Here is a 13,085-nt window from a genome sequence, read left to right on the forward strand (position 1 = left end):
CTTTAATAAGGATTTCGTTCTTTTGTATTATAGGGCCATTTAATGGAGTAAGACTCTCAAACGAAAAACACCGACCTGCTATAGTCGGTGTTTTGTTTACAACGCCAAGGGGGATCGAACCCCTAACCTCATCGCTGCCTGCAATGCGCTCTCCCGCTTTGGAAAGTTTCACTGTCCTGAACCATCTACAGGATTCGAACGTCCTTTGCTAAGGTTCTTTTTTCAGTAAGAAAGTAAAGTAAGGCTAAAAGCGGCATAACAACTCCAATTAGAGATGTGAAACTCCAACCTCCATGGGCATAAGACCAACCGCCCAAAGAAGAGCCAATTGCTCCGCCAATGAAGAATATAGACATGAAAAGCCCGTTCAATCGGCCTCTTGCTTCACTCCCCAATGAATAAATCGCCCGCTGTCCAAGCACAAGATTTCCTGATACGGCCGCATCCAGCATAATAGCGGCAAGAATGAGCAATGTGAGAGCGGTTGTTGAATTGCCTTGAAAAAGATATGCCAGCAAAAAAGACAAGGTGGCAATAATCATTGCCAGTCCGGTCAAAAATCCGGTCCAGCCTTTATCCGCAAGTCTTCCAGCTATAGGTGCTGCTATCGCGCCTCCCACACCTGCCAATGCAAACAATGCGATGCCTTGCTGGGACATTCCGAAATCATCCGCCAATCGTAAAGGAACCACAGTCCAAAACAGGCTAAAGGCTCCAAATAAACAAGCTTGATAAATGCCCCGGCGGCGCAATATAGGCGTTTGTTTTAAGAGGGAGCCTAAAGAGACAATTAATTTACCGTAGTTTATCGTTGGTGAAGGTCTACGCTCAGGGAGAATACGTGACAACAGAACCGTCAATAGAGCGATAGCAATCGCCGACAAAGCAAATACTGTTTGCCATCCCCAAATGCTGGTTATAAAGCTTGCCACTGGCCTGGCAAACATAATTCCGAGTAAGAGTCCACTCATCACGTTTCCGACTACGCGGCCGCGCTGCCCTTCAGACGCTAAATGTGCTGCATAGGGAACCAGTATTTGGGCTACCACAGATCCCAGTCCAATAAACAGGGATGCAGTCAGGAAAAATAGCGCATTGGGGGCGAGTGTTGCCGCAAGCAATGCACATACCACAACAATAAGTGATACTGCCACGAGGCGCCGATTTTCAATAATGTCACTAAGCGGTACGATAAACAGCAACCCTGCAACATAACCGATTTGTGTTAAGGTGACAATTAATCCTGCTGCTGCGGAAGAAAGACCTATAGAGACACTGATTGGTCCTACCAGGGTTTGCGCATAATAAAGATTGGCAACGATAAGACCGCATGCGGACGCTAACAGAAACATAATCCAGCTTGAAATGCGTTTACCCTCGATAACTTGATTAATTTGCATAGTAATCCTCCCCATTTTCATTTTTTGTGTGTGAGGCAGGGCTAACAATATTCAGTACTGCCATCGCAAATTAAATAATGTACGTATAGTTTAGAAATTGATATTTAAATAATATACTGAACGTTCGGTTTTGTAAATGGCTATTTTTTCTTTTTGTTGAATATTTAGTATAATGGACGTATAGTTTTTATTGTAAAGGGGAGGATTCGTGTGAATGCCAAAAGAGGACGTCCACGTAATGTTGAAACGCAAAAGTCTATCCTTTCTGCTTCATATGATTTGTTGTTGGAAAATGGCTTTGGAACGGTCACTGTTGAGAAAATTGCTGAGCGGGCCAGGGTTAGTAAAGCCACCATTTATAAATGGTGGCCCAACAAAGCAGCCGTTGTTATGGATGGCTTTTTATCTGCTGCTGCGGCAAGACTGCCGGTGCCCGACACGGGTTCAGTATTTAATGATATACTCATCCATGCCACTAGTTTAGCTCAGTTTTTGACTAGTCGGGAGGGTAAAATCATTAAGGAGCTGATTGGTGAAGGGCAATTTGATTCAGGGCTGGCGAAGGCATACCGGACCAGATACTTCCATCCTCGCCGGCTTGAAGCTAGACATCTTATGGAACGGGGGGTTCAGCGTGGGGAATTGAGGGGAAATCTCGATCTCGATTTAAGCATTGACCTCATTTACGGGCCAATTTTCTATAGATTGCTTGTGATAGGTGAAAATTTGGATGATGTCTATGTTGAAAATTTAGTGAAATATTCATTTACAGGAATTAATTCGGATTGAATAGATACCCTAATCGAGGAGCTTTGCTTTAATGATGAGGCGAATTCAAGAGATCGCTAAGGTAGATTTCGATGCCGTGTTCCCGCCGCCCGAAATGCTTGGATACTCATTTTCATGTTGTTGTTCATCTTTTTGCTTATGCCATAATAGATGAAAGTGGTTTTGGTAAAGGAATTGAAACTGATTCTGAACAAGTGGCACTTGGATGGATACCATTAGAATTATTATTAAATATGACTTTTATCGAAAAGCTATGATACCTCATTTAATAAATTACGGTATTCGTAACGAAATGACCCAAGCATACGTTGGGGATATGGATTAATTAAAATATGAAAGTTATTCAACTATCGGGCGCAATCATTGAATAAATGATTGCGTTACTTTATTTATAGGGTCATATAATTGAACAACACCTTTAAAGAAAATTGGATCTATATGTTAAATTTCGGAAGAGAATGTGAACTTTTGTACTTAAAGTAACGGATCAGTTTAGTGAAATAGGTAAAGTTTTATTTTTACAATTTTTTCTTCACGTTTTATAATAAAAGTATTTTCAAATGGGGTGGGTGGAATGTCTTTCCGTATTGTTCGAAGTAATTAGTTTTCGGGCTGGAAAAAAACACGTACCAGCTATAAAGGGAGGAGTCTGCCCTTTTTCGGAAACTAAAACTTGGAACAGTGTAGGTTAGTCATTCTAATTGGGTAGCCAAGTCACTGCGATGTATCTTGGCTTTTTTACATTTGAAAGGTAGGTTCATATAAATGAATGAATTAGAATTTTATGATAAGGTTGGAAAAATAAACGGCTGGGACTTTAGTAAATTAAGTGTAACAACTGAAGGTGTTAAGTGGGAATTTTACGAAGAAGTAACGAAAAGATGCAAAAGTTCGGATATTCTCTTGGACGTTGGCACAGGCGGAGGAGAAAATGTATTAAGAATCGCTTCTTCATTGCTTTTCCTGGTTGGAGTTGATTTATCAAGTGGAATGATGGAAACGGCTCAATCCAATCTTAAAAAATCAGAAGTGCCAAACGTGCGATTTTCCCAAATGTCTTCTGATAATTTACAATTCCCCACTGGTTTTTTTGATGTCATCTCAAGCTGTCACGCACCGTTTATTTCAAACGAAATAGCCAAGGTATTAAAAAACGGCGGGATTTTTTTAACACAGCAAGTAAGTGAAGCTGACAAATTAAATTTAAAGACAGCTTTTGAGCGGGGACAAAATTTTGGAGAAGTCGATGGGGCGTTAAAAGAAAGATATATAAAAGAACTGAAAGCAGCTGGTTTTACTGAAGTTCAATCTTTTGATTACGATGCTATTGATTACTATCAAAGACCAGAGGACCTGATATTCTTACTTAAACATACACCAATCATTCCTGATTTTGGTCAGGGAGGGAACGATTTGGTTATTCTGAGCGATTTCATCGAAAACAATCGAACCGAAAAAGGAATCAGTACAAATTCCAAAAGGTTCCTGATTATAGCCAACAAATAAATACAACAGACAACTTGCTTTTGGATAAGTTGAATAAAAAGGTTCGTCTTTTGATAACGGGTTCCGTTTCTTATCGCAAAACCTGAAAATGCATCCGAAAATGTAACCCAATTTGTACCGTGTTTTGTATCTGTTTTTATTATAAAAGAAATGGCTCAGTATAGTGAAACTGAGCCACTTCTTTTATTGCTTTCTATTAGTTTGTTAAACTAACGCCCCCTTTTACTCGAATAAGGGGCTTATAGTCCTCCGTACATCAAACCTATAACATATATTATAAATCCACCTACAAGTATTCCTAATATTGTAATTGAAGTTGTCTTGGGTTTCCCTTTTTCACTCAATAAGGCAGTCAGCAAAGCTAGAATTGCACCAGTAATTAAGACGTTGGTTCCTACAAACCCACTAACCTTTCCTCTCATAAGGAAAAGTAATATAAAAGTAACCCCTATAATTCCGATAGATACCCAACCTAGGTACTTTCTCAATTTAACCTCTCCCAAAGATATTATATTTCATAATCCTGCCAGTTAGCTTAATTACATTTTTTCACAAACCTTATTTCATTTTAACATAAATATCCAATTATATTTAGACTTAACATTCAGTCTAATCATTTTTAATAAGACGATTTGTATATCAAAATGTAGGTTAATTTGTAGGGGTACAACAACCAGTGTACCCTTACAATTTGGTATGCATTTTCCTATACAAATTTTAGTGTAATCTCCGCACAAATCGCTTCACATCATAAAAAAATGAGTGACAAATTCATAAACAATTAGGCACTCATTTTACTTTACATTTTTAATGTTTGAGATAGGTAACGGAACCCGTTAGTCTTTTGACGACCTTTTTTTAGTGCGAGTAAACAGAACTTCAGAATGTTTACTCCGTACACTAGATTGTGAAAGAATGTACTTAAAGTAACGGGGTGCGTGTGCGGCCGAGCCTAGGTCGTATCATATAGCGGGTGGGATTCCCGTCGAGTAAGAACTAGCCATTCGCTCGTAGCGAGTCTTGGAGGGCTAAAGGTAACTTTAGTCTTTAAGCGTAGACAGTTAGGTAGCGGGCCGAAAGCCAAATGGTTGAAGGGATTGAGCTCCATAATGTTAGTAAACCGAGAGGGCTGATGCGTTACGCACAGCAGAAAGCTACATTTTATCTTTCGTTAAAGGCAAGAAGGGTAAAACCTCTCTGGAGTCAGAGACCTTGGCACGTTATACATTGATATGATACGGCAACTCGGGAGACCCTACCGGTCTTTTCTTTTTTTAGAAGAGTATGGTTTACAAGCGATAATAAGCAAGGATACCAAATGCCGTGTAGGGAGTCGGATAGCAGCGTAGTACCAATGAAGTTGGGTAATGCCGATGGAGGAAAGGCTAGCTACCAGTTATCACCCATACTAGGGACACATTTACTACACACAGAGGTAGGTATAATAAATGGAAACAAAACTACTAAGGATAGCAGAATTAGCAAAATCTGATCCTAAAATGAAATTTACATCTCTTGCACATCTATTAAATAAGAAACATTAGTTCAATGTCATCTTGAACTACCCAATAAGAAGGCAGCTGGGATTAATGGTACAACCAAAGAGCAATACGGTGAGAGTTTAGAAGAAAACATAGAGGAATTAGTAAGTAGGCTCAAAAGCAAAAGTTATCGTCCTGTTCCAGTAAGGAGAATGTATATTCCAAAACTCAATTCAAACAAGAAAAGACCATTGGGAATACCAGAGCATGAAGATAAAATTGTTCAAAAAGGCACTACAAAGATACTAAATACCATCTATGAAAATGATTTTCTAGATTGTTCCTTTGGATTCCGCCCAAATCGCAACTGCCATGATGCGTTGAAAATACTGAACTATTATATTGAAAAAAGGGCAGTAAATTATGTAGTAGATGTAGATATCAAAGGTTTCTTCGACAACGTTGACCACACATGGATGATGGAGTTCTTAAAACTGCGAATCGCTGACCCTAACCTACTAAGGATAATTGGTAGGTTTCTTAAAGGTGGATACATGGAGGAAGGTAAGAAATATAAAACAGGCAGTGGCACACCGCAAGGTGGAGTAATATCTCCGATATTAGCCAATGTATACCTCCATTATGTCCTCGACTTATGGTTTGAGAAAAGGGTAAGGAAACAGTGCAAAGGACAAGCATACATAGTGAGATATGCAGATGATTTTGTTTGTTGTTTTCAATATAAGAGTGAAGCCCAGCAATTCTTCCATTCATTGAAGTTGAGATTAAAGAAATTCAATCTAGAAATAGCTGAGGATAAAACCAAAATTATACCTTTCGGGCGGTTTGCGGAGCAGAATGCAAATCAACAGGGAAGAAGTAAACCAGCAACTTTTGATTTCCTTGGGTTTACACACTATTGCGGTAAAAGTAAACAAGGGAAATTTCGAGTAAAACGGAAAACAAGCAGGAAGAAAGTCCAAGGTAAACTAAAAGAAACGAAAGAATGGCTGAAGAGTAATAGGAGTAAAGATATTCATATGATTATGGATAGATTTAAACGCTCACTAATAGGATATTACAACTATTATTGCATCACTGATAATACCCAAATTGTTTACAACTTTAAAGACAAAATCGAAAAGTTATTGTTCAAATGGCTCAATAGAAGAAGTCAAAGGAAATCCTTTACATGGGATAAATTCAGTCTATTTCTTAAAAAGTATCCACTTCCATTACCAAGAATTAAAGTGAATATATATAATTTAAGAAAAGAGATTAGCTACATTCTGTAAATGATAACTAGGAGGAGCCGTGTGCATTAATAGTGCAAGCACGGTTCTGTGAGAGGGGTGGAGTACGATTTACCGCAAGGTAGAAAGGCTCCCTTCTACTCGACTAGTTAAAGAGGAACGAAAGTGATTTTAGGGCAGAAGCCATATTTTAGTTATTCCATTATAGGGCGCAAATCTGAAACAAGAGATGCGCATATTTTTGTTAGGGTTAAGATTGGAAACAACTCCTTGATATTAAGGTAAAAGTTTAGAAGAAATTGTGAAATTCTACACTTAAAGTAACGATCAGAATAGTGAAAGAAGGAAATTATTAAAAAAATAACTTTAAAAACCAATTGTGATTCAGAATATTTACCAGGAATATTAATTCGATAATGAAGGAGGACAAATATGAGCAAATTTGGATTGTATAATAAGTTTAAAATAAAAGAAGGCGAACGTGACACATAAGTAGATATTCTGTTGGAGGTGGCAGAATGGATGGGGAATTTGGATGAATGAGAGATATATCATGTAAATATATCTGATGATGAATCAAATTCTGTTTTTGTTTATGAAGTGTGGAGCAATGAAAATGCTCATCAATTATCATTATCACTTGAATCTACTCAAACATTAATCATGCGTGCAAAGCAATTATTTTAGGAATAGAAAGAATCAGTACCTTAACACTAAGAGGAGGAAAGTGTGTTTCAACTGATTCTTATTAAACAATGTGCGTTGCTTAAGTTCCAGCGCCCATTTGGCGGCTTTTTATTTTCCCACGCCCATTCCTACTATATTTTTCGGTTTCACTTTTTACTTGAATCGGAATTTAATTTTAAAAAAAGCCAATAATAAAAACAAAATGAAATAAGGAGGGTTCGAATGGGATTTGCGATTTTTTTCTTTCTTGCTTGGCTTATTATTGGAACATTTTTTATGATACGTAAGGAATTGAGCATTGTGGAAAATACTTTGATTTTCTTAATTTCACTTATTGTCATTATAAATGTTTCTTGGATTAGCACAGAAGAGATGAAGATGATTAATCTAACAAAAAGTAGTATCAATTACACGGCATATATATTTAACAGAAGTATAATATTGCCGCTATTGTTGTTAGTGCAATTAAATATTCTTTTGAAAAGTAAAACTTTTACCAAGAAAGTTTTAATCATCTTTACAAGTTTAATGGTTATGCTAGGTTTGAGTGTTCTCTCCACCTACTTTAATCTCACTAACTACATAAAATGGAATTTGTTCTACGATGGAATATATTATTTAATTCTTCAACTAATCGCTTATTATTCCTATAGATTATTTAAAAAAGTAAATAAAAATGTGGTGGAATATTCATGATACCCTGGGAACATTTCGATAAAAATGAAATTTATATCATAGTGATGTTAGTAATAGCTTATTCTGCATTATTTCTTCTGCCAAAAAAGCTTCCACCTAATATTACACTTTTATTTCTAGTATGGGGATTTGCCAGCTCAACTTTATTTGATTTTACAATTGGTGGAGGTTTACTTGATTTTTATAAAGTAAATGATTCAAATCGGTATGAATTATCAGATGTCCTATCCTATTTTTTATTTGCTACGTTTGGTTATTTTTTTGTTTATTTTTTTGAAAGGTTTAACATTAACAAAAAAAGCTTTGTTTTTTATGTTATTGGGTGGATGATAGTCGGACTTTTTATGGAAAAGGTATCTACATGGATGGGAGTAACACAATACCAAAATGGGTACAAGCTCCCCTATTCTGTAGCGGTATTCTTAGTGGTTCAAACCACAACGGGTCTTTACTATGAATGGATAAAGAAGAGGGAGAAGGTCCGAATCCAACCTACCTAATGAAAAACTCCTCAACAAAGGGAGCCTTGATTTTTATCTCTAAGATTGTAAAAAATCACACTTAAACAACCGGGTGCTTATCTTCAATAAGATCTTCCATAATCGGGCGCGTTTCAACAATAAGTGGGATACGCATTTTTCTTATTGAAGTAAAAGGGAAGTTTAGCTGAAGAACAAACTCTCGATAGAATAACAGTCTAAATATAAAAGGAGGTTAATATGGAGCAATTAAAAATTGGTTCTTGGACTATTGAAGTAGATGTTGCAAATACAAAAGCATTTTATGATAGGCAACCACCAATAACACAAAATTGGAACTCTGTTTTTGAACAAAATTACGTTTTAGCGTGTGATACATTTCCACAAGAAGTAAAGGATTTATTTCATTCTCTTGGCGTAGATCCACATAAACAAGGTGAAGTTAATGAATACAAAGAGAACGAAGATGGTTCTCATATTTACGGTGGTTTCTATTTTATTGTAGGAAAAATAATAAGCGGACCTGATTTTTGGATAAATACAGAAGATGATTCAATGCCAAATTTCGAAACCGTAAGCGGTATTCAAATAGCCTTTACTGATGAACTTGCAATGACCCCAGATGAAGAAGATTTGCAACCACCTGTGATTCAATTAGAATTCCAGTTAAATATACCTTGGTTATTAAACTAAAGGGCGCATATCAGGAATAAGATTACGTCCTTTATTGGCTCATCGGGCCATTTAGTTGAAAAAGGAATATTAATTTTATTGGGTTACGGAAAAAACAAAATATAATAAAAAACTCGCCAAAAACTGAACGAGTTTTAAATACCTATTTTTATTACTGGTTGAAATAATAATGCGCTCAACATAAAACGATTATACGATAGGGTGTGGTTTGAGCAGGGATACCTCTTGCGGTAGGTCCATAGAAAACAATCAAATCTCGGTTCGCTGGATATCTTGAAAAGAGTTGACCATTTGTTAATAATATTTGGGTATAGGGAGATAAATTTAATTGTAATTGTCCATCGCTACTCACCAATTGGTTATTAAAATAATCAACTTTTACATTCTGATTTGGGTTATCTTTTACCATGACAAGCGCTTGATATTGTGGAGGGTAAATAAGAATAGCAGGTAAATCTCCATCATAATATCCTGTCACGCGATCTCCTACTATGACCATTTCATGGTCAACGAAGTAAGTTGAGGGTGAAACCACGAAATTTACTATTGAACCTAATTCATTTTCTATTGTAAATAATTTATAACAACCTTCTCTTTCACCATTTTGCCCTGTAAAAAAATCACTAATCACCGTGACAGTTCCATGGAATGAATAAAAATTTGTCATACAATACCTCCAAAATTAAAAGATAGGGGCAATCTTTTATTTTGAGACAGCTCGAGATATGGCTTTTTTAGGATTTTAGTATAATGTAGGGATTGGAGGGCAGGCAACAGCATCTATAAATCTTGGATCAATTCCATAGAATTGCCAGAAAGCACCATTCCATCTATATCCAGATACTTCGCCAGATTCTACGCGAGTTGGGTAAAACCAGAATTGGTCCCCATTTCTAAGCCATACATAAGTGTTTTGATATACACAGTCAATGATATACGATACAGAAGGTTTTGGTGGTACGAAAGGCGGGGGAGGGAATTGTGGTGCCATTGTTCCCTCGGGCTGGTAAAACCCCATGTGTTTTCACTCCTTTAAGTTAGTTCCTAAACACTATATGTTAAAAAGAAGTAAAAGGATTCTTCAACTGGACTGTCCAAAATTATACATTGTGAAGTAATACACTTAATCACCGGGGGCTTTAGTAAAATTACTGAGAAGTCATTTTTTCATCCCTTTCCCACTTTCAATATTCAGCAATCGGGCGCTAATCTTTAACAAGGAACAGCGCTTATTTACATTTTAGGGCCAAATTACGGAATAAAACCGTTTATATAGAAAATGGTATCGTGGTTTTGTGAAAACTTTCACTCAAACTAACAATACAGGTTATTGAAATAAAGGAAAAAAGTTAATGGGAATAGAATAGGTCAAGAGAATGAATATGAGGTGCTAATTTTTAATGCCGATATCTGAATTGTGTGAAGCCTGTAAAATAAATGAAATTAATGTGGTAGAAACGCCTGATGACCCAAATCAGCCTTATAAATTATGTTATCAATGCCACGAAAGGCTATTAAAACGTTCATTAAGACCTATCGAATGGTACAACCTCGCTGTTGTACACTCCCCTAATAAATTTTTATTACACGATGATTTTTATGAAGAAGACGGAGAGGCTTGCCAACCAGAAGAGGATGTAGTTGTAACTAAAAAAGACAAAGCACCAACATTACGAAACGTTCGAAATGATATGGAGTCTTTATTGGATTTTTCAATAACCAGATGGTTTCTTGAGGCTGATGTAATAAATGCCCTTAAAAAGCACGATAACCAAAAGACTTTGAGTTTAGTAAAATCTAGGTTTTATAGAACCGAAAATTACGAAGTAAAATCAAGAATGTTGGAAATCGTAGCTGATGTTTTAGGTACTTCTGCTTCGGGATGGGTAAGGGAACTTTGGGAGAATTATGATGAGGAATTTCTTTACCCAATTTCTTGGGCAACAGCCAGTAGTTTGCCAGCCGAAGAGGGATTAAATAATATATTCGAGAAATTGAAATTGGTAAGTGAAAAAGAATTACCAGTAGCCGCATTTACCTGCCTATACCGTTTCCGTTCAAGCAATATACTTGATTGGATTGAGTCAACTTGCACAATTTTTAACGATAATTGGGGTAGGCTGGTAGCCGTATGCTTCCCAACCTGGGAAAGAATGAAATCTTGGCTAAACAAAGGAAGACCTTTAAGTTTAATTGCACTGGATACAATGGCGAACTGTGTTAAAGGTCATGGTGACATTTATGTTGAGCAATTTTCTCCTAAGATACTTGAAGCGGACAAAGGTGATGTTGATAAAGTATTAAATGACTATTATCAAAAAGATGATGTTCCTCGTGTCAAAATGAAAATTTCTAGAATAATGGAGAACAAAAAAGAAATATTTGAATAAGATCGTTAAACGATGTAATTTGTGAAGAACTGTACTTAAAGTAACGGTCAGGTTACTTCAATAACCGTATTCAGCTATCGGGCGCTAGAATTGAACAAATATAGACTGTTTCAGCAGTCCCTTTTTCTTCTCTGATAAGTTAAATGGCAAGTTAATGTATGAAGGCAGACGGAACATCAAGCGTTGAGATATAATTGTGATAATGCGTATTTGCAATATCACAATTATAAAATGAAAGTCCCAAAACGAATGCTTTCGGACTTTCAGACTTTTCCTTCAAGTATTTGGTTCCGTACTTTGACTGCTATCAGTAATTTATAACCTCTTAACTTAGGAATCATGTTTTCGAGCAGCGCAACCGCCTCTTCCTTTTTCCCATCAAATACGTCTTGATCGACTTCCAACATGTTTAAAAGGAACGTGTCATTAATCTTTTCTTTATATTGTTTGAATGAATCGGAGTCCTCTTCCTGAATCGCGATATCCGACAAAGCGTACCACTTTGTCTTATGTCCACTCATTTTCGCAAGGAGATCTTTTGCTTTTCCGTATTCTTTCCGTTCCATTAAGAGCATCAGTTCGGAGCCTTGTTTCGCTTTTTTCGAGCGAATCTTCCCAATCCCATGTTCCGCCGCCGATAGATCCCCATTAAGAAAATGGTATAGGAATTGCAAATGCGGCGCTTTTGCTTTTTTTAGGTACGCCATCATCTTTTCGGGATCTTTTCCAAACACAAGCGGGTTTCGGATTAAAAAGAAAATAATCATGACTGCCAATACGCAGTACATGAACCAAATCGGAACCTGGAGATATCCCATTACTAAAGCAAAAACAAAAACAAGCAACAATAACCAAATCATAGCATCCTCCGTCAATGGGTTTTAAAACTATTTTACCACACTGTTTTTAGGACCTCTGTTGATGTGCTTACAAAGTAAGGGCTGCGTTCCTAAACAAATAACTTCCTGTATAAATTGTGAAGAAATACACTTAAACAAACGGGTGCAAATCTGAAAAAAGAGATGCGCATATTTTTGTTAGGGGCCAGATTGGGAACAACTCCTTGATATCAAGGTAAAAGTTTAGAAGAAATTTGAAATTCTACACTTAAAGTAACAGGGGGCAGTTTAGTTGAAGAAGGAATAATTGATAAAATGTGATGAGATTTAAATACTTGAGGGGGAAGTATTGATGAGAGATAAAGAGTTGCTTGATGTATTTGGCGAAATACTGATGAAGAAAGTCCGTGACGAAGCTATTGAACATTGGGAAAAGACTACGCAGGGCGAGTTGAAAAGCCCTGAAAGCCAAAGATTACATAAACTAATATCTTCAAGTGGCCAAAGTGAATTGTTTAATGATTTAGTTCCTAAAATTGTTGATACTACCTTACATCACTTATTATGGACATTTGAACAAAATGAGTTGATTGATATAAATGTTGCAAACGGAGATAGCGAACACATAAGTATAAAAGAAATTAGTGACGGTTTAGCAGGAGAACTCTATACGGAAGATGGGTGGATTTCCCTTTTCAGTGATAAGAACAAATCATAATCCTTCTTCAAGTAACGGGTAGCATATATATTTGAAATAGAATCTAAGGTATTCAATTAAACGACGCATATATGAAGTAACTAAAGCCTAATTTCTCACTTACAACGAGAAATCAGGCTTTTTATATTTTAATTTTCAAACAGTTTATATCCTC

The 13,085-nt window shown here is 36.6% G+C and carries 14 protein-coding genes; 9 read left to right on the top strand and 5 right to left on the bottom strand.

Features of this window, described 5'->3' with window-relative positions; genetic code table 11:
• Positions 1-185 precede the first annotated feature (185 nt).
• The gene (locus B1NLA3E_RS10020; protein WP_041580444.1) at positions 186-1,400 is read right to left on the bottom strand and encodes an MFS transporter; all 1,215 of its coding nucleotides are present in this window, start codon (positions 1,398-1,400) and stop codon (positions 186-188) included.
• A 210-nt stretch (positions 1,401-1,610) separates the two neighbouring features.
• Here B1NLA3E_RS10020 and B1NLA3E_RS10025 point away from each other — a divergent pair, with 210 nt between their 5' ends.
• The 3 genes from B1NLA3E_RS10025 to B1NLA3E_RS10035 all read left to right on the top strand — a co-directional run bounded on the left by B1NLA3E_RS10025 (position 1,611) and on the right by B1NLA3E_RS10035 (position 3,695).
• The gene (locus B1NLA3E_RS10025) at positions 1,611-2,189 is read left to right on the top strand and encodes a TetR/AcrR family transcriptional regulator (protein WP_015593726.1); all 579 of its coding nucleotides are present in this window, start codon (positions 1,611-1,613) and stop codon (positions 2,187-2,189) included.
• A gap of 71 nt (positions 2,190-2,260) precedes the next feature.
• Positions 2,261-2,446, top strand: a complete 186-nt coding sequence (locus B1NLA3E_RS10030) for a hypothetical protein (RefSeq protein WP_051120143.1) — start codon at positions 2,261-2,263, stop codon at positions 2,444-2,446.
• 508 nt (positions 2,447-2,954) lie between these two features.
• Positions 2,955-3,695: a class I SAM-dependent methyltransferase gene (locus tag B1NLA3E_RS10035; RefSeq protein WP_015593727.1), complete on the top strand. Its 741-nt coding sequence runs from the start codon at positions 2,955-2,957 to the stop codon at positions 3,693-3,695.
• A gap of 239 nt (positions 3,696-3,934) precedes the next feature.
• Here B1NLA3E_RS10035 and B1NLA3E_RS10040 read toward each other — a convergent pair whose 3' ends face one another.
• Positions 3,935-4,183: a hypothetical protein gene (locus B1NLA3E_RS10040; RefSeq protein WP_015593728.1), complete on the bottom strand. Its 249-nt coding sequence runs from the start codon at positions 4,181-4,183 to the stop codon at positions 3,935-3,937.
• 1,097 nt (positions 4,184-5,280) lie between these two features.
• Here B1NLA3E_RS10040 and ltrA point away from each other — a divergent pair.
• From ltrA to B1NLA3E_RS10060, 4 genes are all read left to right on the top strand, one after another.
• Positions 5,281-6,471, top strand: a complete 1,191-nt coding sequence (gene ltrA, locus B1NLA3E_RS10045) for a group II intron reverse transcriptase/maturase (RefSeq protein ID WP_236619659.1) — start codon at positions 5,281-5,283, stop codon at positions 6,469-6,471.
• Between the two features lie 867 nt (positions 6,472-7,338).
• Positions 7,339-7,812 (top strand): hypothetical protein, encoded by a 474-nt coding sequence (locus B1NLA3E_RS10050; RefSeq protein WP_015593730.1) that lies wholly within the window; start codon positions 7,339-7,341, stop codon positions 7,810-7,812.
• Positions 7,809-8,312, top strand: coding sequence for a hypothetical protein (locus tag B1NLA3E_RS10055; RefSeq protein WP_015593731.1), 504 nt, complete (start codon positions 7,809-7,811; stop codon positions 8,310-8,312). Before B1NLA3E_RS10050 ends, B1NLA3E_RS10055 begins: the two co-directional genes overlap by 4 nt.
• Positions 8,313-8,531: 219 nt before the next feature.
• The gene (locus B1NLA3E_RS10060; RefSeq protein ID WP_015593732.1) at positions 8,532-8,984 is read left to right on the top strand and encodes a hypothetical protein; all 453 of its coding nucleotides are present in this window, start codon (positions 8,532-8,534) and stop codon (positions 8,982-8,984) included.
• Positions 8,985-9,159: 175 nt separating this feature from the next.
• Here B1NLA3E_RS10060 and B1NLA3E_RS10065 read toward each other — a convergent pair whose 3' ends face one another.
• On the bottom strand, positions 9,160-9,651 hold the full coding sequence (locus B1NLA3E_RS10065; RefSeq protein WP_015593733.1) for a hypothetical protein: 492 nt from the start codon (positions 9,649-9,651) through the stop codon (positions 9,160-9,162).
• Positions 9,652-9,726: 75 nt separating this feature from the next.
• On the bottom strand, positions 9,727-10,002 hold the full coding sequence (locus tag B1NLA3E_RS10070; protein ID WP_041580445.1) for a hypothetical protein: 276 nt from the start codon (positions 10,000-10,002) through the stop codon (positions 9,727-9,729).
• A gap of 382 nt (positions 10,003-10,384) precedes the next feature.
• Here B1NLA3E_RS10070 and B1NLA3E_RS10075 point away from each other — a divergent pair, with 382 nt between their 5' ends.
• Positions 10,385-11,374 carry a hypothetical protein gene (locus tag B1NLA3E_RS10075; RefSeq protein ID WP_015593734.1) on the top strand — a complete coding sequence of 330 codons (990 nt, stop codon included), beginning with the start codon at positions 10,385-10,387 and terminating at the stop codon, positions 11,372-11,374.
• Positions 11,375-11,637: 263 nt separating this feature from the next.
• Here the strand turns inward: B1NLA3E_RS10075 and B1NLA3E_RS10080 are convergent, their stop codons facing one another.
• Positions 11,638-12,234 (bottom strand): hypothetical protein, encoded by a 597-nt coding sequence (locus B1NLA3E_RS10080; protein WP_015593735.1) that lies wholly within the window; start codon positions 12,232-12,234, stop codon positions 11,638-11,640.
• A 331-nt stretch (positions 12,235-12,565) separates the two neighbouring features.
• Between B1NLA3E_RS10080 and B1NLA3E_RS10085 the strand changes: the two genes are divergently transcribed.
• The gene (locus tag B1NLA3E_RS10085) at positions 12,566-12,931 is read left to right on the top strand and encodes a hypothetical protein (protein ID WP_015593736.1); all 366 of its coding nucleotides are present in this window, start codon (positions 12,566-12,568) and stop codon (positions 12,929-12,931) included.
• Positions 12,932-13,085 lie beyond the last annotated feature (154 nt).

The sequence above is a fragment of the Bacillus sp. 1NLA3E genome (assembly GCF_000242895.2).
In the GTDB taxonomy this organism is placed as follows: Bacteria; Bacillota; Bacilli; order Bacillales; family Cytobacillaceae; genus Bacillus_BU.

Coding starts and splice junctions, on each gene's coding strand:
- B1NLA3E_RS10020 (WP_041580444.1), bottom strand. CDS start 1,400: ATGCAAATTAATCAAGTTATCGAGGGTAAACGCATTTCAAGCTGGATT.
- B1NLA3E_RS10030 (WP_051120143.1), top strand. CDS start 2,261: ATGCCGTGTTCCCGCCGCCCGAAATGCTTGGATACTCATTTTCATGTT.
- B1NLA3E_RS10035 (WP_015593727.1), top strand. CDS start 2,955: ATGAATGAATTAGAATTTTATGATAAGGTTGGAAAAATAAACGGCTGG.
- B1NLA3E_RS10050 (WP_015593730.1), top strand. CDS start 7,339: ATGGGATTTGCGATTTTTTTCTTTCTTGCTTGGCTTATTATTGGAACA.
- B1NLA3E_RS10055 (WP_015593731.1), top strand. CDS start 7,809: ATGATACCCTGGGAACATTTCGATAAAAATGAAATTTATATCATAGTG.
- B1NLA3E_RS10060 (WP_015593732.1), top strand. CDS start 8,532: ATGGAGCAATTAAAAATTGGTTCTTGGACTATTGAAGTAGATGTTGCA.
- B1NLA3E_RS10065 (WP_015593733.1), bottom strand. CDS start 9,651: ATGACAAATTTTTATTCATTCCATGGAACTGTCACGGTGATTAGTGAT.
- B1NLA3E_RS10070 (WP_041580445.1), bottom strand. CDS start 10,002: ATGGGGTTTTACCAGCCCGAGGGAACAATGGCACCACAATTCCCTCCC.
- B1NLA3E_RS10075 (WP_015593734.1), top strand. CDS start 10,385: ATGCCGATATCTGAATTGTGTGAAGCCTGTAAAATAAATGAAATTAAT.
- B1NLA3E_RS10080 (WP_015593735.1), bottom strand. CDS start 12,234: ATGATTTGGTTATTGTTGCTTGTTTTTGTTTTTGCTTTAGTAATGGGA.
- B1NLA3E_RS10085 (WP_015593736.1), top strand. CDS start 12,566: ATGAGAGATAAAGAGTTGCTTGATGTATTTGGCGAAATACTGATGAAG.